General features: G+C 62.9%; 25 protein-coding genes and 1 pseudogene. 20 read left to right on the top strand and 6 right to left on the bottom strand.

From position 1 onward, the window contains the following. Positions 1–12: 12 nt before the first annotated feature. The gene (ribB, locus tag NKI47_RS20865) at positions 13–1,113 is read left to right on the top strand and encodes a 3,4-dihydroxy-2-butanone-4-phosphate synthase (RefSeq protein ID WP_352593329.1); all 1,101 of its coding nucleotides are present in this window, start codon (positions 13–15) and stop codon (positions 1,111–1,113) included. A gap of 59 nt (positions 1,114–1,172) precedes the next feature. On the opposite strand, the gene NKI47_RS20870 is transcribed toward ribB, so the two are convergent. Next, positions 1,173–2,396, bottom strand: a complete 1,224-nt coding sequence (locus tag NKI47_RS20870) for an MFS transporter (RefSeq protein ID WP_352593332.1) — start codon at positions 2,394–2,396, stop codon at positions 1,173–1,175. Between the two features lie 118 nt (positions 2,397–2,514). Here NKI47_RS20870 and NKI47_RS20875 point away from each other — a divergent pair, with 118 nt between their 5' ends. From NKI47_RS20875 to NKI47_RS20905, 7 genes are all read left to right on the top strand, one after another. Then, positions 2,515–3,168, top strand: coding sequence for a TetR/AcrR family transcriptional regulator (locus NKI47_RS20875; RefSeq protein ID WP_352593335.1), 654 nt, complete (start codon positions 2,515–2,517; stop codon positions 3,166–3,168). Positions 3,169–3,301: 133 nt separating this feature from the next. After that, entirely contained in the window at positions 3,302–4,228 is a 927-nt protein-coding gene (locus tag NKI47_RS20880; protein ID WP_352456880.1) for a histone deacetylase family protein, read from the top strand. A gap of 3 nt (positions 4,229–4,231) precedes the next feature. Beyond that, positions 4,232–4,483 carry an exodeoxyribonuclease VII small subunit gene (locus NKI47_RS20885; RefSeq protein ID WP_352593338.1) on the top strand — a complete coding sequence of 84 codons (252 nt, stop codon included), beginning with the start codon at positions 4,232–4,234 and terminating at the stop codon, positions 4,481–4,483. A 109-nt stretch (positions 4,484–4,592) separates the two neighbouring features. Continuing rightward, positions 4,593–4,859, top strand: a complete 267-nt coding sequence (locus NKI47_RS20890) for a DUF2277 domain-containing protein (protein WP_023716908.1) — start codon at positions 4,593–4,595, stop codon at positions 4,857–4,859. Between the two features lie 9 nt (positions 4,860–4,868). After that, entirely contained in the window at positions 4,869–5,789 is a 921-nt protein-coding gene (locus NKI47_RS20895) for a pirin family protein (RefSeq protein WP_352593341.1), read from the top strand. A gap of 81 nt (positions 5,790–5,870) precedes the next feature. Then, on the top strand, positions 5,871–7,784 hold the full coding sequence (dxs, locus tag NKI47_RS20900) for a 1-deoxy-D-xylulose-5-phosphate synthase (RefSeq protein WP_352593344.1): 1,914 nt from the start codon (positions 5,871–5,873) through the stop codon (positions 7,782–7,784). Positions 7,785–7,994: 210 nt separating this feature from the next. Then, on the top strand, positions 7,995–8,288 hold the full coding sequence (locus NKI47_RS20905; protein ID WP_352593347.1) for a hypothetical protein: 294 nt from the start codon (positions 7,995–7,997) through the stop codon (positions 8,286–8,288). A 27-nt stretch (positions 8,289–8,315) separates the two neighbouring features. Here NKI47_RS20905 and NKI47_RS20910 read toward each other — a convergent pair whose 3' ends face one another. After that, positions 8,316–8,717, bottom strand: a complete 402-nt coding sequence (locus tag NKI47_RS20910; protein WP_352593350.1) for a GFA family protein — start codon at positions 8,715–8,717, stop codon at positions 8,316–8,318. 175 nt (positions 8,718–8,892) lie between these two features. On the opposite strand from NKI47_RS20910, the gene NKI47_RS20915 reads away from it, so the two are divergent. The 3 genes and pseudogenes from NKI47_RS20915 to NKI47_RS20925 all read left to right on the top strand — a co-directional run bounded on the left by NKI47_RS20915 (position 8,893) and on the right by NKI47_RS20925 (position 11,356). Then, the gene (locus NKI47_RS20915) at positions 8,893–9,672 is read left to right on the top strand and encodes a TlyA family RNA methyltransferase (RefSeq protein WP_352593353.1); all 780 of its coding nucleotides are present in this window, start codon (positions 8,893–8,895) and stop codon (positions 9,670–9,672) included. Next, positions 9,669–10,910 carry a class I SAM-dependent RNA methyltransferase gene (locus NKI47_RS20920; protein ID WP_352578614.1) on the top strand — a complete coding sequence of 414 codons (1,242 nt, stop codon included), beginning with the start codon at positions 9,669–9,671 and terminating at the stop codon, positions 10,908–10,910. Before NKI47_RS20915 ends, NKI47_RS20920 begins: the two co-directional genes overlap by 4 nt. A 75-nt stretch (positions 10,911–10,985) precedes the next feature. Continuing rightward, positions 10,986–11,356 (top strand): annotated as a pseudogene (locus tag NKI47_RS20925) (antitoxin Xre/MbcA/ParS toxin-binding domain-containing protein). Positions 11,357–11,410: 54 nt separating this feature from the next. Here NKI47_RS20925 and NKI47_RS20930 read toward each other — a convergent pair. The 4 genes from NKI47_RS20930 to NKI47_RS20945 all read right to left on the bottom strand — a co-directional run bounded on the left by NKI47_RS20930 (position 11,411) and on the right by NKI47_RS20945 (position 14,278). Further along, the gene (locus tag NKI47_RS20930; RefSeq protein WP_023674128.1) at positions 11,411–11,800 is read right to left on the bottom strand and encodes a type II toxin-antitoxin system VapC family toxin; all 390 of its coding nucleotides are present in this window, start codon (positions 11,798–11,800) and stop codon (positions 11,411–11,413) included. After that, entirely contained in the window at positions 11,787–12,062 is a 276-nt protein-coding gene (locus NKI47_RS20935) for an AbrB/MazE/SpoVT family DNA-binding domain-containing protein (protein WP_023674129.1), read from the bottom strand. The genes NKI47_RS20930 and NKI47_RS20935 overlap by 14 nt, the downstream gene beginning before the upstream one ends. A 151-nt stretch (positions 12,063–12,213) precedes the next feature. Beyond that, positions 12,214–13,626, bottom strand: a complete 1,413-nt coding sequence (gene tldD, locus NKI47_RS20940) for a metalloprotease TldD (protein WP_352593356.1) — start codon at positions 13,624–13,626, stop codon at positions 12,214–12,216. 127 nt (positions 13,627–13,753) lie between these two features. Then, positions 13,754–14,278 (bottom strand): invasion associated locus B family protein, encoded by a 525-nt coding sequence (locus NKI47_RS20945; RefSeq protein WP_023674131.1) that lies wholly within the window; start codon positions 14,276–14,278, stop codon positions 13,754–13,756. 371 nt (positions 14,279–14,649) lie between these two features. Here NKI47_RS20945 and coxB point away from each other — a divergent pair, with 371 nt between their 5' ends. From coxB to ispH, 9 genes are all read left to right on the top strand, one after another. Continuing rightward, complete coding sequence (coxB, locus tag NKI47_RS20950) at positions 14,650–15,528, top strand: cytochrome c oxidase subunit II (protein ID WP_031211057.1); 879 nt, start codon at positions 14,650–14,652, stop codon at positions 15,526–15,528. Positions 15,529–15,566: 38 nt separating this feature from the next. Further along, on the top strand, positions 15,567–17,219 hold the full coding sequence (ctaD, locus tag NKI47_RS20955) for a cytochrome c oxidase subunit I (protein ID WP_031211058.1): 1,653 nt from the start codon (positions 15,567–15,569) through the stop codon (positions 17,217–17,219). 76 nt (positions 17,220–17,295) lie between these two features. Next, positions 17,296–18,240 carry a heme o synthase gene (locus NKI47_RS20960; RefSeq protein WP_352483710.1) on the top strand — a complete coding sequence of 315 codons (945 nt, stop codon included), beginning with the start codon at positions 17,296–17,298 and terminating at the stop codon, positions 18,238–18,240. Beyond that, positions 18,237–18,404, top strand: a complete 168-nt coding sequence (locus tag NKI47_RS20965) for a cytochrome c oxidase system small membrane protein (protein WP_502898063.1) — start codon at positions 18,237–18,239, stop codon at positions 18,402–18,404. Before NKI47_RS20960 ends, NKI47_RS20965 begins: the two co-directional genes overlap by 4 nt. A gap of 7 nt (positions 18,405–18,411) precedes the next feature. Further along, positions 18,412–19,044 (top strand): cytochrome c oxidase assembly protein, encoded by a 633-nt coding sequence (locus NKI47_RS20970; protein WP_352593359.1) that lies wholly within the window; start codon positions 18,412–18,414, stop codon positions 19,042–19,044. Position 19,045: 1 nt separating this feature from the next. Next, on the top strand, positions 19,046–19,927 hold the full coding sequence (locus NKI47_RS20975; protein WP_023674137.1) for a cytochrome c oxidase subunit 3: 882 nt from the start codon (positions 19,046–19,048) through the stop codon (positions 19,925–19,927). Positions 19,928–20,009: 82 nt separating this feature from the next. Continuing rightward, the gene (locus NKI47_RS20980; RefSeq protein WP_352593362.1) at positions 20,010–20,396 is read left to right on the top strand and encodes a DUF983 domain-containing protein; all 387 of its coding nucleotides are present in this window, start codon (positions 20,010–20,012) and stop codon (positions 20,394–20,396) included. Continuing rightward, the gene (locus NKI47_RS20985) at positions 20,393–21,148 is read left to right on the top strand and encodes an SURF1 family protein (RefSeq protein WP_352593365.1); all 756 of its coding nucleotides are present in this window, start codon (positions 20,393–20,395) and stop codon (positions 21,146–21,148) included. Before NKI47_RS20980 ends, NKI47_RS20985 begins: the two co-directional genes overlap by 4 nt. 107 nt (positions 21,149–21,255) lie before the next feature. Further along, positions 21,256–22,260: a 4-hydroxy-3-methylbut-2-enyl diphosphate reductase gene (gene ispH / locus NKI47_RS20990; protein WP_352593368.1), complete on the top strand. Its 1,005-nt coding sequence runs from the start codon at positions 21,256–21,258 to the stop codon at positions 22,258–22,260. Positions 22,261–22,265: the final 5 nt, after the last annotated feature.

Here is a 22,265-nt window from a genome sequence, read left to right on the forward strand (position 1 = left end):
AAGCGAGCACTTATGCCTTACGACCAGAAGAAGATCGTTGAAGCCCTGCGCGCCTTCGAGCGCGGCGAGATCGTCGTCGTTATGGACGATGACGGCCGCGAGAACGAGGGCGACCTGATCGTAGCCGCCGTCCATTGCACGCCGGAAAAGATGGCGTTCATCGTCCGCAACACGTCAGGCATCGTCTGCACGCCGATGCCGCGCGAGGAAGCCAAGCGGCTCAACCTGTCGCCGATGGTGGCTGACAATGATTCCGCCCACACCACTGCCTTTACCGTCAGCGTCGACTTCAAGCACGGCACCACGACCGGCATTTCGGCGGACGACCGCACGCTGACGGTGCGCAATCTCGCCAACGGCAATGTCGGCGCCTCCGATTTCGTTCGCCCCGGCCACATCTTTCCGCTGATCGCGCGTGAAGGCGGCGTGCTGATGCGTTCGGGCCACACCGAAGCCGCTGTCGACCTCTGCAAGCTCGCCGGCCTGTCGCCGGTCGGCGTCATTTCCGAGCTGGTCAACGATGACGGCACCGTCATGCGTGGCCCGCAGGTGCAGGCCTTCGCCGAAAAGCACGGGTTGAAGCAGATCTCGGTTGCCGACCTTATCGGCTACCGGCAACGCAAGGAAACGCTGGTCGAGCGCGTCGCCTGTTCGGACATCGAGACGCCCGGCGGCAAGGCACAGGTCTTCACCTACACGCTGCCCTGGGATTCCATGCATCACGTGGCGGTCGTCTTCGGCGATATCCGCGACGGCGTCGAGGTGCCGGTGCGCCTTCATTCCGAGGACGTGGTCAGCGACGTCTTCGGCACCAGCCACAGGCTGGACGCCATCATGAAGGCGATGGGCGAGCGTCAGCGCGGCGTCATCGTCTATCTGCGCGAAGGCTCGGTCGGCGTCGCCCATCAGGAACGCAAGCGGCCGGCTGCCGGCGACCGCGAGGATCATGAAGAGGCTCGCCGCCGCGAAAACGAATGGCGCGAGATCGGCCTCGGCGCGCAAATCCTCAAGGATCTCGGCATTTCCTCGATCAATCTGATCGCCTCGCGCGAGCGCCATTATGTCGGCCTCGAAGGTTTTGGCATCCACATCGCCAAGACCGAGATTCTTTAGGCCATTCTCACGATGCTGGTATGCGTCCGGCCCCGCCGGGGGGCCGGACGCACCGGAAACTATTCCGCAGCGACCGCCGCTGCGTCGCATGCAGCCATGTCGCAGTCCGGCGCGGCAAGGCTGCGCTGGCCGGCGAGCACGATGACCAGCGCGATTGTGCCCGATGCCACCGATACCCAGAACCCGTTCTGCGCGCCGAAAGCGTCCACCACCCAGCCGGCGGCGAACGAGCCGAGCGCCATGCCAATGCCGATGCCGGTCATCACCCAGGTCACGCCTTCGGTCAGCACCGCCTCGGGCACGCGCCGTTCGATCAGGCCAAATGCCGTGATGAAGGTCGGCGAAATCGCCACGCCGCTGACGAAGACGGCCAGTGCCAGCAGCGGTACTGTGTCGGCGACGAGCAGCGGCAGCGTGGTAAGCGCAATGATGGCGATTGCGATGGCAAGCTGAATTTGCAGCGGCAGTTTCAGGTTCAGGGCGCCGATGATGATGCCGACGACGAACGATCCGAGCGCGTAGACACCGATGACGAAGCTGGCGGCCCCTGGCTGGCCAAGCTCCTTGGTGATCGCCACCGTGCTCACCTCCGTGGTGGCGAAGGTCGCGCCGATGAAGATCAGGGCCAAGGTGATGATCTGGACCGGCCGCAGGCGGATTGCCGAGCCGCCTGAATCATGTTCCACCGGTCGGGCTCGCGGTTCGGTCGAGCGCTGCAGGATGAAGGCCGTCGAACCGAAGGCGAGGAACAATGTGCTCGCGAGCACTCCCGCTTCCGGGAAAAGCGCGACACTCAGCCCTACCGACAGCGATGCGCCGGCTATGTACACCAGTTCGTCCGCCGCCGACTCGAAGGCGAACGCCGTGTTCAACTCGGGGCGGTTGCGAAAAATCTCGGTCCAGCGTGCGCGCACCATTGCCGGTATGCTGGGCATGACGGCGGCGAGCAGCGCCGAGACGAATAGCGTCCATATCGGCCAATGCTGATTGGCCGCTGCAGTCAGGATCGCGAAAGCGAGCGTGGAAATGATGGTGGTCGGCACCACAATCCGCGTCTGGCCGAGGCGGTCCACCAGCCGTGATACCTGCGGGGCGACGAAAGCGTTGGCCAGCGCATATGTCGCTGAGACGGCGCCGGCCAGCCAGTATTCGCCATCGGTCTGCGACAGCATCGCGACGATCCCGATCGGAGCCATGGCGATCGGCAGCCGGGCAGCGAAGCCGGCGGCGGCAAAGCCCTTGGCGCCCGGCGCGCGAAAGATCTGGGAATAGGGATTTTGCATGGTCTGGTTCCTCGACAACGGCCGGTTCGGCGATTACATACGTGGCGTATGAGTTTAAATAGATCATACGCGGCGTATGTCAATTGGCATACGAGACGTATGTTAATAGGGCCAGAGCATGCATAGACCACGCAAGGAGATGATTGCCGAAACCCGCGCCAAGCTGATCGGGGCGGCGCGCCAGGCCTTCGGCACGCTCGGCTATGCCGAAGCCTCGATGGACGATTTCACGGCATCGGCCGGGCTGACGCGCGGTGCGCTCTATCATCACTTCGGCGACAAGAAGGGCCTGCTCCAGGCGGTTATCGCCGAGATCGACGCCGAAATGTCGGCCCGGCTGAAGGTCGTTTCGGCCAAGCCGGACAATCTCTGGCAGGGCTTTGTCGACGAATGCACCGCCTATATCGAGATGGCGCTGGAGCCGGAGATCCAGCGTATCGTGCTTCGTGACGGGCCGGCGGTGCTCGGCGATCCATCGCAATGGCCAAGCCAGAGCACATGCATCCGCTCGATGACAGAGAGCCTGCAAAGACTGAGCGACGAGGGGACAATTCTCGCCGTCGATCCCGAAGCCGCGGCAAGGCTGGTCAGCGGCGCCTCGTTGCATGCGGCGCAGTGGATCGCAACTTCGAACGATCCCGAAGCGACGTCGAAGAAGGCAGTGAAGGCGTTCAAGGTTCTTCTGGAAGGGCTGCTCAATCGCACCGGCAGGCTGCCTCAGCCTGATCGATCGTCAGCGAAGCAGCCCCAGATTGACCGATCACCGGCCTGAGGTCATTCTTTTCGCAGATCCCAGGCGGCTCGCGGTGGGCTCAGCCGACGCCGGTTGCCTAAACCCTGTTGAACATCGCCTCACCAGCGCGCGAAAACATGGCCAAAGCGGCGAGGCGCGCCTATATCGGGGCATGGTCACGAGACTTTACACCCACCCGATTTTCCTCGAGCACATAACACCGCCCGGTCATCCGGAGCGGCCGGACCGTTTGCGCGCCATAGAGCGTGTGCTTGACGACGAGGCCTTCGCGGCGCTCGATCGCGTCCAGGCGCCCGAAGGCGACGAGGCAACCATCCTCTACGCGCATCCGCCCGAATTCGTCGAACGTGTCCGCGCAGCGATACCGGACACCGGCATCGCCCGTATCGACGCCGATACCACCGCCAGCCCAAAGAGCTGGCAGGCGGCCGTGACCGCGATCGGCGCAGCCAACGCCGCGGTCGACGACGTCTTCACCGACCGTGCCGAAAACGTCTTCGTCGCCGCACGGCCGCCCGGCCATCATGCCGAAAAGACCACCTCCATGGGTTTTTGCCTGTTCAACACCGCCGCGATCGCGGCACGCTACGCGCAGAAGAACCATGGCGCCGACCGCGTCGCCGTCGTCGACTGGGATGTGCATCACGGCAACGGCACGCAGGACATTTTCTGGGACGATCCATCGGTGCTCTATTGCTCGACACACCAGATGCCGCTTTACCCGGGAACCGGGGCCGTGAGCGAAACCGGCGCCGGCAACATCGTCAACGCGCCGCTGGCGCCGCAGAGCGGCAGCGATAGTTTCCGCGACGCCTTTCTGTCGCGCATCCTGCCGGCGCTCGACAATTTTGCGCCCGACCTCATCATCATCTCCGCCGGTTTCGATGCCCACCACCGCGATCCGCTGGCCGAGATCAACCTGACTGAGGATGATTTCGACTGGGCGACCGGCCAGTTGCTCGAACGAGCCGGGCGCCATAGCCGCAACCGGCTCGTCAGCGTGCTCGAGGGCGGCTACGATCTGCAGGGATTGGCATTTTCAGTCGCCGCCCATGTCGGGCGGCTGATGAAGGGATAGACGATGGCTGGTGAGACCAACGAAGATGTCAAGGCGATGAGCTTCGAGCAGGCGCTCGAGGCGCTGGAGAGGATCGTCGACGATCTGGAGCGCGGCGACGTTCCGCTCGACCAGTCGATCCGCATCTACGAGCGCGGCGAGGCGCTGAAGGCGCATTGCGACCGGCTGCTGAAGGCGGCCGAGGACAAGGTCGAGAAAATCAGGCTGTCGCGTGACGGCAAGCCGGCGGGGACAGAGCCGTTGGACGCGGATTGAGGCGCGGCCTCGAACGACAATTTTGCTTACCGGCTTTGGACATCATCACGATTGAGGATAAAACTCATCCCGTTTGAAACGGCTCCAGGACGAGAGGAGATTGCGAACGATGTGCAGAAACATCAAAACCCTGTTCAATTTCGATCCGCCGGCAACCAATGACGAGGTCCGCGATGCCGCGCTTCAGTTTGTCCGCAAGCTGAGCGGAACGACGCGGCCGTCGAAACAGAACCAGCATGCGTTCGACCATGCCGTCGAGGCCATTGCCGCCTCGGCGCGCGAATTGCTCGACAGCCTCGAGACGACGCAGCACCCGCGCAATCGCGAAGAGGTGGCGGCCAAGGCGAAGGCCAAATCTGCACTTCGCTTCGCCTGAGGGGACCGCGTGAGCTTCTTTCCCGGAAACGATCCGCAGATGGGCGATGCCTTCGCCAGCGATCAGATCGAGCTGATGGTCATTCCGAACGCCAAAGATATTGGCGGATTTCAGGTTCGCCGCGCCTTGCCGACGGCCAGGCGCCGGCTGGTCGGACCCTTCATCTTCTTCGACCGCATGGGTCCAGCCGTTCTGCGAGCGGGCCAGGCGCTGGACGTGCGTCCGCACCCACATATCGGCCTGTCTACGGTGACTTACCTGTTCGATGGCAAGATCAGGCACCGCGATTCGCTCGGCACCGAGATGGTAATCCAGCCCGGGGACGTGAATTTGATGACCGCCGGCCGTGGCATCGTCCATTCGGAGCGGACGCCGGAAGAACTCCGCGGCGCGCCGATGTCGGTTTCCGGCCTGCAGACATGGCTGGCGCTGCCGGACGGCAAGGAAGAAGTCGCGCCGGTCTTCGAGAACACCCCGGCCCTGCGCCTGCCCGAAATCGATGCGGAGGGGGTTAGCGGCCGTGTGATCATCGGTGCGTTTTCCGGACTGCGCTCCCCGGTCGCCACCGCTTCGGACACGCTTTATGCCGATCTCAGGCTGGCGCCGGGTGCCAGCGTGAAAATCCCGGCCGATGCCGAGGAGCGCGCCATCTATACGCTGGAAGGCCAGGTTTCGATATCCGGTGACCGCTTCCCGGCCGAGCGGCTGCTGGTTTTCCGGCCCGGCGATGAGATCGTTGTCTCATCGGAACGCGGCGCCCATTTCATGCTTTTTGGCGGCGCTTCGCTCGGTTCGAAACGTTATATCTGGTGGAATTTCGTATCGTCCTCAAAGGAACGCATCGAGCAGGCGAAAGAAGAATGGAAGACGGGCCGCTTCGATATCGTTCCTGGAGACGAGCAAGAGTTCATCCCGCTGCCCGAAAGCTGATGCGCGTTACCGCCACATTTACATTCGCCGGCCAGCGGCATATTTCACGATGAACAGAAAATCTGACCAGGCTCGCAAACAGTGAACGCAAAGCCCGATACGCCGCTTCTCGACAAGGTCCGCGTCCCAGCCGATTTGCGCACGCTTGCCGAAGGCGACCTGCCGCAGCTGGCGTCAGAGCTTCGCGCCGAACTGATCGACGTCGTTTCCCACACCGGCGGCCATCTCGGCGCCGGCCTTGGCGTGGTCGAGTTGACCGTCGCGCTGCACTACGTCTTCAACACGCCGGACGACCGGCTGATCTGGGACGTCGGCCACCAGGCCTATCCGCACAAGATCCTGACCGGCCGCCGCGATCGCATCCGCACGCTGCGCCAGGAGGGCGGCCTGTCCGGCTTCACGCGTCGCGTCGAGAGCGAATACGATCCGTTCGGCGCAGCCCACTCCTCGACCTCGATTTCAGCCGGCCTCGGCATGGCGATGGCGCGCGATCTGTCCGATGGCCGCAACAATGTCATTGCCGTCATCGGCGACGGCGCCATGTCGGCCGGCATGGCCTATGAGGCGATGAACAATGCCGGCGCACTCGATGCCCGGCTGATCGTCATCTTGAACGACAACGATATGTCGATCGCTCCGCCGACCGGCGCAATGAGCGCCTATCTGGCCCGTCTGGCGTCGGGCAAGACCTATCTGGGCTTGCGCGATTTCGGCAAGAAGCTGACGTCGTATCTCGGCGAGCGCGCCGATCGCGCCATCAAGCGAGCGGTCGAGCATGCGCGCGGTTACGTCACCGGCGGCACGTTGTTCGAGGAAATGGGGTTCTACCACATCGGCCCGATCGACGGTCACAACCTCGAGCACCTGATCCCGGTGCTGAAGAACGTCCGCGACAATGCCGACGGCCCGGTGCTGATCCATGTCGTGACCCAGAAGGGCAAGGGCTACGCCCCGGCCGAGGCGGCGGCCGACAAATATCATGGCGTCAACAAATTCGACGTCATCACTGGCGCCCAGGCCAAGGCGCCCGCCAATGCGCCGAGCTACACCAAGGTGTTTGCCGAAAGCCTGATCCAGGAGGCCCGAGAGGACGACCGCATCGTCGCTATCACCGCCGCCATGCCGAACGGCACCGGGCTTGATCTGTTCGGCGAAGCGTTTCCGGCGAGGACCTTCGATGTCGGCATCGCCGAGCAACATGCGGTGACCTTCGCCGCCGGCCTTGCCACGGAAGGCTTCAAGCCTTTCGCGGCGATCTACTCGACCTTCCTGCAGCGCGCCTACGATCAGGTCGTCCACGACGTGGCGATCCAGAATTTGCCGGTGCGCTTTCCGATCGACCGCGCCGGCTTCGTCGGCGCCGATGGTGCCACCCATTGCGGCGCCTTCGACACGACCTTCCTGGCGACGCTGCCCGGTTTCGTCGTCATGGCCGCGGCCGATGAGGCCGAGCTGCGCCACATGGTACGCACCGCCGCAAGCTACGATGACGGCCCGATCGCGTTCCGCTACCCGCGCGGCAACGGCGTTGGCGTCGAGATGCCGCAACGTGGCTCGGTATTGGAGATCGGCAAGGGCCGGATCGTCAGGGAAGGCACTAAGGTTGCGCTGCTTTCCTTCGGCACCAGGCTGCAGGATTGCCTGGCCGCAGCCGAGGAGCTTGGCGCGGCCGGGCTTTCGACCACGGTCGCCGATGCCCGTTTTGCCAAGCCGCTCGACGAGGACCTGATCCGGCGGCTGGCCCGTTCACACGAGATACTGGTGACGGTGGAAGAGGGCGCGGTCGGCGGCTTCGCCAGCCATGTGCTGCAGTTCCTGGCCCATGAAGGGCTGCTGGAGAGCGGCTTGAAGGTGCGCCCGCTGGTGCTGCCCGACACATTTGTCGACCATGCCAAGCCGGAAAAGATGTATGCCGATGCCGGGCTGGACAGCGCCGGCATCGTGCGCACCGTGTTCGTGGCGCTGGGGCATACCGCGCAGGCCCAGCGCGCCTAGCTTTTAGACGCATTCCCGCGACGCCGACGCGATTCAACTTGGCTGCAAGATGCCAGTCTGAATCAAATTCTCAACTGCTTGAATAAAATTGCCGGCGGACGGTCGTAAGATGCTGTTTACGCTGCCGTTTGGTGATCTGCTTACCGTGTCCTTTGGCCGTTTTTCAACGCCGCCCTGCTAGAAGGCAACCAGGCAGCGGAAAGCAGACCAATGAGATCGCTTTTGGGCGGCATCGCGCTTGCGGCCATCTTCGTCTTGTCGGCTACAGCCGAAACGCGCTACGACCGCAAACTCGAAAAGGCGGTGATGGGCATCGTCGCCGGCAAGATCGGCGAAATCCGTGGCGGCTTTTCCTACAAGCAGGCGCCGCAATTCGTCGTCGTGCCAGATACCTTGCCGAAGGCGTCCAGTTCCGCTGACCGGCCGCACACGCAGGTGTCCGGCGACAGCAGCGACGGTCTGACGCCGGCCGTCGAACGGCGGGCTTCGCGGACCATATTCTAAAGCACGATCCCGAAGAGACTCTAGAAACTAGAACCACATGTCGCGCACACAGCGACCATCTCTCGGCAAATCCTCGAATGTATCGAGACCATCGAAATGGTCGATCGGGAGATCGGCGACGGCCTCGGGCGGCGCAAGCCTCACATTGACGGCGATGCGGTAGCGCCCAGCCGCATCGGGATGCAAACCGCGCCAGGCCAGGACGCAAGCGCAGGTTGGGCAGAAGAGAATCTCAAGCGAAGGATGAGCCTTTCCGACGCGCCGATAGGCGCTTACGGGCCCCGCAAGGCGGATGCGTTCGTCGACATAGTCGTAAGCCCAGAGCGTGCCGTAGCGACGGCAAAGTGTGCAATTGCAGGCAGTGATCGAACCGGGATCGCCCTCCAGGGTCCAGTGGGCTGCGCCGCAGTGGCAGGTTCCCGTCAGCATGTACCTCCTCCACGTTTCGACGGCTAAACGGCATCTCTTTCTTAGCATTGCGTCGGGTCTCGTGCGAGGTTCGACAAACAGCGCAGCGGCTGATGAGTTCACTCGATTTTCCAACTATGCCTTCTCTCATCGCCAATAACCTTGCCATCATCGTTGGCTTTCGCCATGAAGGCCGATGACTTCCATCCCGCCAGCCAGCATACGCCAGCGGCTCGACGAATTGCTCGTCCAGCGCGGTCTGTTTGCCAGCCGCTCGCGTGCCCGCGACGCGGTCGAGCGCGGCACCGTGACGGTCGATGGCATCGTCGCCCTCAAGCCGGGCCAGGCCGTTCTGCCTGAGTGCAACATTGTCGTTGACGATCCGGCGCAAGGTTACGTGTCGCGCGCCGCACTGAAGCTGAAGGCTGGTCTCGACCATTTCGCCCTCGACCCCACCGGCAACGAAGCGCTCGATGTCGGCGCCTCGACCGGCGGCTTTACGCAGGTGCTGCTCGAACGCGGCGCGGCGCATGTCACGGCGATCGATGTCGGGCACGGCCAGATGCACTCCGACATTGCCGGCGATCCGCGCGTGACGGTAATTGAAGGCCTGAATGCGCGCGAACTGTCGGCCGCCGATCTCGGCGGCCGTGTGCCGGATTTCATCGTCTCGGATGTCAGCTTCATATCGCTGAAACTGGCGCTGCCGCCGGCGCTTGCCTTGGCCAGGAATGGCGCAAAAGCTGTGTTTCTGGTCAAGCCGCAATTCGAGGCCGGCCGTGAGGCGATCGGCAAGGGCGGCCTGCTTAAGGACCCCTATGATGCGGCGCGCATTGCCGGCCTGATGCAGGACTGGCTCGATGCCATTCCCGGCTGGCGCTCGCTGGGGCTTCATCTGTCACCGATAGAGGGCGGCGACGGCAACCGCGAGTTCCTGCTCGGCGGCATCAAGGACGTCGAGACCCAGAAGCGATGAGCACTCGTTTCACGATCGCAAGGTTGGGCTCGCAGGGCGACGGCATCGCCGAGACGGAAACCGGCGAGGTTTTCATTCCGTTCGCGCTGCCGGGAGAGGTCGTCACCGCCGCGCGGGAGAAAGATCGCGCCACCTTGATGTCGGTCCTTGAGGCTTCGCCGTTGCGGGTCGATCCGCCGTGCCGGCATTTCGGCGCGTGCGGCGGCTGCGCCGTCCAGCATCTCGAGACTGAAGCCTATCACCGGTGGAAGCGCGAAAAGGTCGTGCATGCGCTGAAGAGCAAGGGCATCGCTTGCGATGTCGGGGCGCTGGTGCCGTGCGCGCCGCACACGCGCCGCCGCGTCGTCTTCACCGCCCGGCGGAGCGAGGCGGGAATGCAGTTCGGCTTTGTTCGCGCGCTGTCATCCGAGATCATCTCGATCGAGGAATGCCCGATCTCGCTGCCGCAGATCGTCGCTGCGCTCGACCGTTTGAGGATGCTTGCCGGACTGATCTGCACCACGACCAAATCGTTCCACATGGCGGTGACGGTGACCGGTTCCGGCCTCGATGTCGCGGTTCACGATTCCGGCAAGCTCGGCGAGAACCAGCGCCGCGTCGCTTCCAACTTCGTCATCGCCGAGCGGCTAGCCAGGCTGTCGGTCGACGGCGAGGTCATTATCGAACCAAACAAACCGGTCGTCCTGTTTGGTGGCGTCGCCGTCGCAGTGCCTCCGGGCGCTTTCCTGCAGGCGACCGAGGCTGCCGAACAGGCGATGGCCAACATTGTCGTCCAGCATTTCGCGCGCGCCAAAAAGGTCGCCGATCTCTTCGCCGGCTGCGGCAGCTTCGCGCTGCGCCTAGCCGCAAGATCGGAGGTTCATGCGGTGGAAGGCGATGCGGCAGCACTCGCGGCGCTCGACCGGGCATTCCGTTTCGCCAGCGGCCTGAAGCGGGTGACCGGCGAACGTCGCGACCTGTTCCGGAGGCCGCTGACATTCAAGGAGTTGAATGCCTTTGACGGCGTTGTCTTCGACCCGCCTCGCGCCGGCGCCGAGGACCAGTCGAAGCAGATCGCGCGCTCCGACGTGCCGCTCGTCGCCGCGGTGTCTTGCAATCCGGTAACGCTGGCGCGGGACCTACGCATCCTCATGGACGGCGGCTACGCCCTGAAGAGCGTGACGCCGATCGACCAGTTCCTGTGGTCGCCGCATGTCGAGGTCGTGGCGCTGTTGGAGAAGCCGAGACGAAGGCGCTAGCAGCCAGGGCCTGAAACGCGCACCAAAAAAGCACATTTTGAACGCACGTCGTTCAGACTGTGCTAGGGAATTGCCATGAGCACCGCAGCCTTCGAAATTTCGGCATGGCGCTTCGGCGAGGAGCGGGCGCGTTTCTCTCGCCAAGGCGGGTCGCTGAACTGCTAGGGGTTAATATGACAGAACTGGCGGGGCTGACCGGTCTCGCGCGCAACACGCTTGCCGCCAAGTCCGGTGCGCGCAAGGTCGACGCCGCATTGAGTCCCATCGTCCGTATCCTGGCGATGGCCGGCGAGATGGCCGGTGATGAACATCGTGCGGCGATCTGGTTCAAGCATCAGCCGATCCCCGGTTGGGCCGGAAAGACCGCCTACGATCTGGTTCGCGAAGGCAAGACGGACAAGGTGCTTGCCTATCTGGAGGCAGTCCGCTCCGGCATCTATGCCTGAAACCAGGCTGACCCTGTGGCGCGCTTTTGTGCCGCGCTGGGCCGCTGTGAGCTGCTATGCTTCTTGCACGCGTTCGTATCCGGCCGCCTTCGCGGCCCTGACGAACTTGCGGTCAAAAGTCGCGAAGCCAGCGCAGTGAGCGGACTTGCCCAGATGCAGCGCGTCAGCGAAATCCAACCCCTGTTCCGAGAGGTCGAGCGCGGACGACACGACCGCCCCGTCTTCCACCTCTACCGTGGGAAGCCCGCTAAACACCCGTAGCGTACGGGCGATTTCAAGCGGCGCAAAACCGTAGGCGCTGCGCAACACCCATTCGACTTCCAGCATCACCGTGACGGCGACAAAGACCGGCTGGCTATCGATCAGCGCCCGGGCGCGGGAAGACTGCGACGGGTGATCGCCCGTCAGGTAGCGGACGATCAGGTTGGTATCAATTGCGAGCATGGCGCCGCCGCGCTTCGGCGAGCACGCCCGCGTCCATTTCTTCCAACGTCTTCGGCCTGCCGCTATAGCGCAGCGATCCAAACACGTCCTCTGGCCGCGTCTCGGCGAAGACTGGCGCAGGCTTCAGTAGCACGCCCTCCGGGGTATCCTCGACCAGAAGGCGTGTGCCGGCATGCCATTCCCTCCGTTTCCGGATCGCGCTGGGCAGGATGACCTGTCCCTTGGTCGAGACCGTAGTTACGAGCTTCTCTGCGGCAGCCATCTCGGCACGTCCTTAGGTGTAAGACGAATGTAAGATAGTCGAAGCTCTCGGCAAATTCAAGGCGCAAGCTACTCCTACTTAAAGCGATGACAAGGCAGTGGGCGGCGGGGATTGGTTGTTCCGGAGCGGCGATAATTCGGCGTCAACTCCATCAAACCCTGGTGCCGCCGACTGTCATCTGGTTCATCCTGAGATGCGGCTGGCCGACGCCGACCGGCACGCCCTGTCCGGCCTTGCCGCACATGCCGATGCCGGTGTCGAGCTTCATATCGTTGCCGACCATCGAAACCCGATGCATGGCATCCGGCCCGTTGCCGATCAGCATGGCGCCCTTGATCGGTTGCGTCACCTTGCCGTTCTCGATCATGTAGGCTTCGGTGCAGCCGAACACGAACTTGCCCGAAGTGATGTCGACCTGGCCGCCACCGAACGACACGGCATAGATGCCGTTCTTGACTGAGGCGATGATCTCGTCCGGCTCCATGTCGCCTCCTGTCATGTAGGTGTTTGTCATGCGCGGCATAGGCTCGTGCGCGTAACCTTGGCGTCGCCCGTTGCCGGTGGCTTTCATGCCCATCAGCCGGGCGTTCTGGCGGTCCTGCATGTAGCCGACCAGCTTGCCATCGTCGATCAGCACGTTATGGGCCGATGGCGTGCCCTCATCGTCGACGGTAAGCGAACCACGCCGCTCGGGCAGGGTGCCGTCGTCAACGACGGTGACGCCTTTCGCCGCCACCTGCTGGCCAAGCAGGCCGGCGAAGGCCGACGTCTTCTTGCGGTTGAAATCGCCTTCCAACCCGTGGCCGACGGCCTCGTGCAACATGACGCCCGGCCAGCCGCTCGACAGCACGATGTCGAAAGTGCCGGCAGGTGCTGGAACCGCTTCGAGATTGACCAGCGCTTGCCGCAATGCCTCCTTGGCCGCGTGCCGCCAGCTGTCCTCGATCAGGAATTCACCAAAATCCTTGCGGCCTCCCATGCCGTAGGAGCCGCTCTCCTGGCGGTCGCCGTCGCCGACCACCACCGACACGTTGATCCTGACCAGCGGACGGATGTCGCGCACCATCTGGCCGTCGGCGCGCACGATCTCGACATGCTGCCAGGAGGCGGCGAGCGACGCCGTCACCTGCCTGACGCGCGGATCCTCGGCCCGCAGCCATGCATCGATTTCCTGAAGCAGCTTGGCCTTGGCCTCGAAGGAAGGCGAGGGGATAGGGTTTCCGTCGCTGTAGAGATGGCGGTTGGTGCGGGCAGGCGCTGCGGCAAGCGTGCCGGAATAGCCGCTCTTCACCGTCGAAACGGCATCGGCGGCGCGCAGCAGCGAGGCTTCGGAGAGATCGCTGGAATGGGCGTAGCCGCTGGCTTCGCCGGCGACGGCGCGCAGGCCGAAACCCTGGTCGGTGTTGAAATTCGCGGTCTTCAGCTTGCCATTGTCGAACATCAGCGATTCGCTTTCGCTATATTCGAGAAACAGTTCGCCGTCGTCGGCGCCGTTAATAGTCTCGGCAACGATTTGCTTGATGCGATCGTCGGAAATGTCAAATTGGCCGATCAGGCTGTTCATGGCAGGTCCATTCGCAGGAGGATTGTTTCCCACGATGTAGGCGCGAAGGCCCGCACAGACAATCTGAAATGAGATTTGCCGTGACCCGGCCGGTCAACATCACTGGATCGTGCTACAAGACCCGGTCTCAAGGCAGGGCGGCGAAGCCGTCGGCGAAACCCTTGAGGTCGACGGGAATGCCGATCCCCTCTTCCGGCGTCTGGAAGACGATGAAGGTGGCGGACGTACCGGTCTTCAGCGTGTCGAGCAGCGGCTTTTCCAGGATGACCTCGGCATAGCAGCCGTCCTGGAAACAGCGCACGAAATACGCGCGGCCGATATCCTTGCCGTCGACATTGAGGCCGAGGCCGTTGGGCAACAGCACGCCGAGCGGCGCCAGCACACGCAGGATTTCGGCCTTGTTGTCGGCTGTGCGCAGCACGACAACGGAAAGACCCATTTCCGGACGGTCCTCGGCGACGACGTTCTGCATCATCACGCATTGTTCGGATGTAGCACCGGCGGGCGTATCGCAGATGATCGACCACGCCCCATGCGTTGACTTCACCGTGCCGCTTGGCTGCGCGGCATTGGCCAGGCCGGCGCCGGACAAGGCTATTGCGGCGGCAACAAAGATGACCTTCGCCAAGGTTCTCGAAAGCCAAGGGTTCATGACGGCTCCATTGCGAATCACGGCACTTTAAGCCGCACTAAACCCAAGTAAAGGACGAGACCCCGGCGATCCGCCCCGACACAGGCAACAATGCGCTTTTCCGTGCCAATTTCGCCCTAATTGCGACGGTTCCGCGCGCCGCGCAGCTCATTCTACCCGGATGCCGCTCTGGTGATTCGCGGCGAGCCGTCACCGCACGAAGCCAGCGCCGCGCTTGCGCGCAAAAATGCCGCACGGGTTCCGGCGCTCCTTTCTTGCGGAGGCAAATAGAGTATGGTTTGAACCAGCCTTGAATTGTCCGGGATTCCCGTCCCGGCATTGTTCGACATTCTTGCGGTCCGATCGCGAGGAACTGGGAGATGACGAGGGCGATGAGAAAATTCCTGGCAACCGCCAAAATCGTAGCTAGTGCCGCCGCCACGTTGTTTGCCGCTGCATCCGCTCATGCAGCCCAGCCCCAACCTTGGGAAACCAGTTTTCAGCCTCCGGCGACCGACATTATGAGGCAGATCGAGTGGTTCGGGAACTACTCGTTCGCGTTCATCATTGTGATCACCGCCTTGGTGCTTTTCCTGATTGCCTATTGCATTTTGCGGTTCCGGGCGAGCGTCAACCCGACGCCGTCGCGCACCAGCCACAACACGCTGATCGAGGTCATCTGGACTGTCGGTCCCGTGGTCATCCTGCTCTGTCTCGCCATTCCCTCGTTCCAGCTGCTGACCGCGCAATACACGCCGCCGGAAGAAGCCAAGCTGACCGTCAAGGCGACCGGCAATCAGTGGAACTGGGACTACGAATACCAGGTCGACAACACGCTTTCCTTTAATTCCGCGATCCTTCAGGATGCCGACAGGGCCGCTGCCGGCAAGGAAGATCGCGCCGCGTATCCGCGCCTGCTCGCCGTCGACAATGAGATGGTGGTGCCGGTCAGCACCATGACCCGGGTGCTGGTGACGGCGACCGACGTCATTCACGCCTTTGCCATGCCGTCCTTCGGCATCAAGACCGATGCGGTGCCGGGCCGCATCAACGAGGTCTGGTTCAAGGCGGACAAGGAAGGCCTCTATTACGGCCAGTGCTCGGAACTCTGCGGCAAGGACCACGCCTTCATGCCGATCGCCATTCGCGTCGTCTCCGATGCACAATACAAGACCTGGCTGGCGGCAGCCAAGACCGACCTTCCCGGCGCCAACAAGGCGCTGATGGCCGAGGTCGATGGCACGAACAAGGTAGCGGCCGCCGGCAATTGATGCCGCGACCAGAAAAGATTCAGGGAACGGAGCCGACCATGGCGCACGCTGCAGCTCACGACGACCACGACCACAAGCCGTATCATGGCTGGGTCCGGTGGGTGTATTCGACCAACCACAAGGACATTGGCACGCTTTATCTGATCTTCGCGATCATGGCGGGCTGCATCGGTGGCGCCTTGTCGGTCGTCATGCGCATGGAATTGCAGGAGCCGGGCATCCAGATCTTCACTGGCCTGGCGCAGATGGTCTACGGCATGAACGGCGACGCCGCCATCGACGGGGGCAAGAGCATGTACAATGCTTTCACCACCGCGCATGCGCTGATCATGATCTTCTTCATGGTGATGCCGGCGCTGATCGGCGGCTTTGCCAACTGGATGGTGCCGATCATGATCGGCGCGCCGGATATGGCCTTCCCGCGCATGAACAACGTCTCGTTCTGGCTGCTGCCGCCGGCTTTCATCCTGCTGATTTTCTCGGCCTTCGTTCCGAGTGCGCCCGGCGCTTACGGCGTCGGCGGCGGCTGGACGCTTTATCCGCCGCTGTCGACATCCGGCCAGCCCGGACCAGCCATGGATCTGGCGATCCTGTCAATCCACATCGCCGGCGCCTCCTCGATTCTTGGCGCCATCAACTTCATCACCACCATCTTCAACATGCGCGCGCCCGGCATGACAATGCACAAGATGCCGCTGTTCGCCTGGTCGGTGCTGATTACCGCCTTCCTGCTGCTGCTGTCGTTGCCGGTGCTGGCCGGCGGCATCACGATGCTGTTGACCGACCGCAATTTCGGCACCACCTTCTTCGCCCCGGACGGCGGCGGCGATCCGATCCTGTTCCAGCACCTGTTCTGGTTCTTCGGCCATCCGGAGGTCTACATTCTGATCCTGCCGGGTTTCGGTATCATCAGCCATATCATCTCGACCTTTTCGAGGAAGCCGGTGTTTGGCTATCTCGGCATGGCCTATGCGATGGTTGCCATCGGCGCGGTGGGCTTCATCGTCTGGGCCCACCACATGTACACGACGGGCCTGTCGCTCGACACCCAGCGCTATTTCGTCTTTGCCACCATGGTCATCGCGGTGCCGACGGGTGTGAAGATCTTCTCGTGGATCGCCACTATGTGGGGCGGGTCGATTTCGCTCAAGACCCCAATGCTGTGGGCGATCGGCTTCATCTTCCTGTTCACTGTTGGCGGCGTCACCGGCGTGCAGCTGGCCAATGCCGGCCTCGACCGCCCGCTGCACGACACCTATTTCGTGGTCGCGCACTTCCACTACGTGCTGTCGCTGGGCGCGGTCTTCGCGATCTTCGCCGGCTGGTACTACTGGTTCCCGAAAATGACCGGCTACATGTACTCGCCCGTGATCGCGAACACTCACTTCTGGGTCACTTTCGTCGGCGTCAACCTGGTCTTTTTCCCGCAGCACTTCCTCGGGCTTTCCGGTATGCCGCGTCGTTATATCGACTATCCCGATGCCTTCGCCGGCTGGAATATGGTGTCGTCCTACGGCTCGTACATCTCGGCTGTCGGCGTCGTCATCTTCCTGTTCGGCGTCTTCGAGGCGTTCCAGAAGAAGCGGGTCGCCGGCGCCAATCCTTGGGGCGAGGGTGCGACCACGCTGGAATGGCAGCTGCCTTCGCCGCCGCCGTTCCATCAGTGGGAACAGTTGCCGAAGATCAAGTAGGCGGTTGCCTCCTTTAATACGGAACCGCCGGCCGGCCGGCGGTTTTGGCCAACGGAATGATGGACTTTAAGTACGCATGGCCCTTGCCGAAGACAGACTGATTGACGAGCCAGGCTTCCGCATGTCGGAAGCGACGGCGGGCGATTTCTTCGCCCTGCTGAAGCCGCGCGTCATGTCGCTGGTGGTGTTCACTGCGTTTGTCGGCATGGTCGCCGCCCCGGTGACCATCAATCCGCTGCTGGCGGTGATCGCGATCCTGGCTATTGCCATCGGCGCCGGCGCCTCCGGTGCGCTCAACATGTGGTATGACGCAGACATCGATGCGGTGATGACGCGCACCGCCGGCCGTCCCGTGCCGGCCGGCCGCATCCGGCCAGGCGAGGCATTGAGTTTCGGGCTGGTGCTGTCGGTTCTGTCGGTGATGACGCTCGGCGTGCTGGTCAACTGGTTGGCAGCATCGCTTCTGGCCTTCACGATCTTTTTCTATGCCGTCATCTATACGATGTGGCTGAAGCGCTGGACGCCGCAGAACATCGTCATCGGCGGGGCTGCCGGTGCCATTCCGCCGGTCATAGGCTGGGCGGCGGTAACCGGATCGGTCAGCCTCGAAAGCTTGGTGCTGTTCCTGATCATTTTCCTGTGGACGCCACCGCATTTCTGGGCGCTCGCGCTCTTCAAGTCGGAGGACTACGCCAAGGCAGGCATTCCGATGATGCCGAATGTCGCCGGCCAGGCCTCGACCAGACGCCAGATCTTTGCCTATGCGCTGGTCCTCGCGCCGGTTGGCGTGCTGCCCTGGGTTCTCGGCTTCACCACGCCAGCCTATGGCGTCGTTGCATTGCTGCTCGGCGCCGGCTTCGTCTGGTATGCGTGGAAGGTGCTGCAAATGGCCGATGACGATCGGGCGATGAAGCCGGCCAAGGCCTTGTTCGGCTATTCGCTGCTCTATCTCTTCGCCATCTTCGCCGCCTACCTTGGCGATTGCGTCGTCGCGCGCGCGCTGACCATTGGTGGAGCATGAGCATGGCCGAAAAGAAGCTTGAACTGGTCACGCTGACCGAACGTCAGCAGAAGGCCCGCCGCAATCGCTCGGCCGCAATCGGTTTCGCGCTGGCGGCGCTGGTCGTCATATTCTACGTCGCGACCATCGTGAAATTTGGTCACAGCCCCACCGGCTCGATGTGAGCTGAACATGACCAGGCAAACAGTCACCGATCCTAAGAAGAAGAATACGAACCGCGTCGTCGCCGGCGTCTGCATCGCGTTCTTCGGCGGCATGATCGGCATGGCCTACGCCGCGGTGCCGCTCTACGCGATGTTCTGCCAGGCGACAGGCTACGGCGGCACCGTCAAACGGGCGACCCAGCAATATGCCGATCGGGTGCTCGATCGCGACATCACCATCCGCTTCGACGCCAACACCGCCGGCGTTCCCTGGCAATTCCAGCCGGTCGCCCGCTCGATCACCATCAAGATCGGCGAGACCGCCGAGGCGCATTTCAGCGCGACGAACAAATTCAGCCGGCCTATCACCGGACGCGCCACCTTCAACGTGCAGCCTGAACTGGCCGGACCTTACTTCAACAAGGTCGAGTGTTTCTGCTTCACCGACACGACACTGAAGCCGGGGGAGACACTGGACATGCCGGTCGTCTTCTATGTCGATCCCGACATCGTCAACGCGCCGGAATTGAAGGATCTGACGACGATTACCCTGTCCTACACGATGTTCCCGGTCGACAAGACCAAGCCGGTCGCATCATCGGTGCCGGCCGACGGCCGCCGCAACAAGATTTCAGATACCGAAGCAAGCCTCGGGGGTTGATATGGCAGACGCACACGCAAAACCACAACATGACTACCACCTTGTCGACCCGAGCCCGTGGCCTTTCCTGGGCTCCGTCGGGGCGCTGGTGACCGCGTTCGGCGGCGTCTGTTACATGCAATACCTCAAGGGCGGCGATTTCCCGATCTTCGGTTTCAATGTCGCCAATCCATGGCTGTTCTTCATCGGCCTGCTGATCGTCATCTACACGATGTTCGCCTGGTGGTCGGATACGATCAAGGAGGCGCATGAGGGACACCACACCCGTGTCGTGTCGCTGCATCTGCGCTACGGCATGATCATGTTCATCGCCTCCGAGGTGATGTTCTTCGTCGCCTGGTTCTGGGCCTTCTTCGACGCCAGCCTGTTTCCGGGCGAGGTCCATCAATACGCCCGTACCGCCTTCACCGGCGGCGTCTGGCCACCCAAGGGCCTCGAAGTTCTCGACCCTTTCCATCTGCCGCTCTACAACACCGTCATCCTGCTTCTGTCAGGTACCACGGTGACCTGGGCGCACCACTCGCTCATCCACGGCGACCGCAAGGGCCTGATCAATGGCTTGGTGCTGACCGTCGGCCTCGGCATGCTGTTCACCATGGTGCAGGCCTACGAGTACATGCACGCGCCGTTCGGCTTCAGGGATTCGATCTACGGCGCCACCTTCTTCATGGCGACCGGCTTCCATGGTTTCCACGTCATCATCGGCACGATCTTCCTGTTGGTCTGCCTGATCCGCGCCATGAAGGGCGACTTCACGCCCAAGCAGCATTTCGGCTTCGAGGCCGCCGCCTGGTATTGGCACTTCGTCGACGTGGTGTGGCTGTTCCTGTTTGCCTCGATCTACGTCTGGGCATCGAACGGCGCGATGATCGAACCGCACTGAGATCGAGCTGAGGAAATCGACAAGGCGGCTGCGGCGACGTGGCCGCCTTATCTTTTGCGGCAAATGCTCCTAGGATGACCTCATGAGCGACGACAAGGCGATCTGGCCACCAATCGATCCGATCTCGGCCGGCTTGCATGGCCGCTGCCCCCGCTGTGGCGAGGGCAAGCTGTTCTCCGGGTTCCTCACGGTCGGTGATCGCTGCTCCAATTGCGGCCTCGATTATTCCTTCGCCGATGCCGGCGACGGGCCGGCGGTGTTCGTTATCCTGATCATCGGCTTTATCGTCGTCGGCCTGGCGTTGTGGATGGAGGTGACGCTCAATCCGCCGCTCTGGCTGCATCTGCTGCTGTGGATTCCGCTGACGCTGGTGCTTTGCCTGGCGGCGCTCCGGCTGATCAAGGGCGTGCTGCTGACGCTGCAATACCGCAACAAGGCGGCCGAAGGCCAGCTGGACCGCGGCGAATGAGCGAGGCATCAGGTTTGGTGGCCGGCCGGTCGCGGCCGAAGCGCGCATTGGCGCTCGGCCTGGGTATCGTCGTGTTTTTGATCCTGCTGGCGCTCGGCACCTGGCAGGTTCAGCGCCTGCACTGGAAAGAGGGCCTTCTCCAGACGATAGACCAGCGCACGCATTCGGCGCCTGTGCCATTGGCCGAGCTCGAAAAGCGGTTTGCTGCCGCCGGCGACGTGGACTACACGCCGGTGATAGTGACCGGCACTTTCCTGCATCAAGACGAGCGGCATTTCCTCGCCACCTGGGAAGGCCAGTCCGGTTTCGACGTCTTCACGCCGCTACAGCTCGACGATGGCCGTTTCGTGCTGATCAACCGCGGCTTCGTGCCTTACGATTTCAAGGATCCAGCCAAGCGGCCGCAGGGGCAGGTAACGGGCAAAGTGACGGTGACGGGGCTCGCCCGCAACCCGCTGCCGGCCAAGCCCTCGATGATGCTTCCCGACAATGATCCACAGAAGAATATCTTCTACTGGAAAGATCGTGACGCGATGGCCTCGAGCGCCGGCCTGCCGACAGGTGCGGCGCTGGTGCCGATCTTCATCGATGCGAACGCCACGCCCAACCCCGGCGGGCTGCCAGTTGGCGGTGTCACCGTCATCGACCTGCCGAACAGCCATCTGCAATATGCGATAACCTGGTACGGCCTTGCCGCCGCCCTTGCCGGCGTCCTGATCTCCTGGCTCCGCCGCCCGGCGAAAGACCAATGATCGCCGCCACTACCCTTGACAGGGCAGGGCCGCGCACCTCATTTCGCGCCTTGAGCTCAGAAGTCATAGTCCGATCAACCGGCCTACAATCAGCGTAAGATGCAATCATGCTTCACACAAAGCCGCCGCTGACCATCCGGCTCTGCCAGCCCCGCGGTTTCTGTGCGGGCGTTGACCGTGCCATCCAGATCGTCGTGCTGGCGCTGAAGAAATACGGCGCGCCGGTCTATGTCCGCCACGAGATCGTGCACAACCGCTACGTCGTCGAAGGGCTGCAAAGCCTCGGCGCGGTGTTCATCGAGGAGCTCTCCGAGATCCCGCCCGAGCATCGCCAGAGCCCGGTCGTCTTTTCGGCGCACGGCGTGCCGAAATCGGTGCCAGCCGACGCCCAGTCCCGCAACTTGTTCTATCTCGATGCGACTTGCCCGCTGGTCTCGAAGGTCCATAAGCAGGCAATGCGCCATCAGCGGCTTGGCCGCCACGTGCTTTTGATCGGTCATGCCGGGCATCCGGAGGTGATCGGCACAATGGGCCAGTTGCCGGACGGCGCGGTCACTCTGATCGAGACCGAGGCCGACGCCGCAAGCTTCGTGCCCGCAGACCCGCAAGCGCTCGGCTTCGTCACCCAGACGACGCTGTCGGTCGAGGACACCGCCGGTATTATCCGCGCCCTGCGGCAGCGTTTTCCCGAGCTGCACGCGCCGGCGGCGGAATCGATCTGTTATGCCACCACCAATCGCCAGGAAGCGGTCAAGGAAACAGCGGCCGGCGCCGATCTCTTCCTGGTTGTCGGCGCACCTAACTCCTCCAACTCGCGGCGCCTGGTCGAAGTGGCCGAGCGCGCCGGCGCCTCGATGTCGCTTCTTGTGCAGCGCGCCTCCGAAATTCCGTGGAATGAGATTGCCGGCATTTCGACGCTCGGCCTGTCGGCGGGCGCCTCGGCGCCGGAGATCATCGTCGACGAGATCGTCGATGCGTTCAGGCAGCGCTTCGACGTGACCATCGAGCTGGCCGTGACGGCGACGGAGACGGAGGACTTTCCGGTGATGCGGGTGTTGCGCGATGTCGAACTGACGGCTGCCGACATGGCCTTCGTCAACGGGGCCGCGTAGCAACG

It is taken from the genome of Mesorhizobium sp. M0633 (assembly GCF_040320645.1).
Classification (GTDB): Bacteria; Pseudomonadota; Alphaproteobacteria; order Rhizobiales; family Rhizobiaceae; genus Mesorhizobium.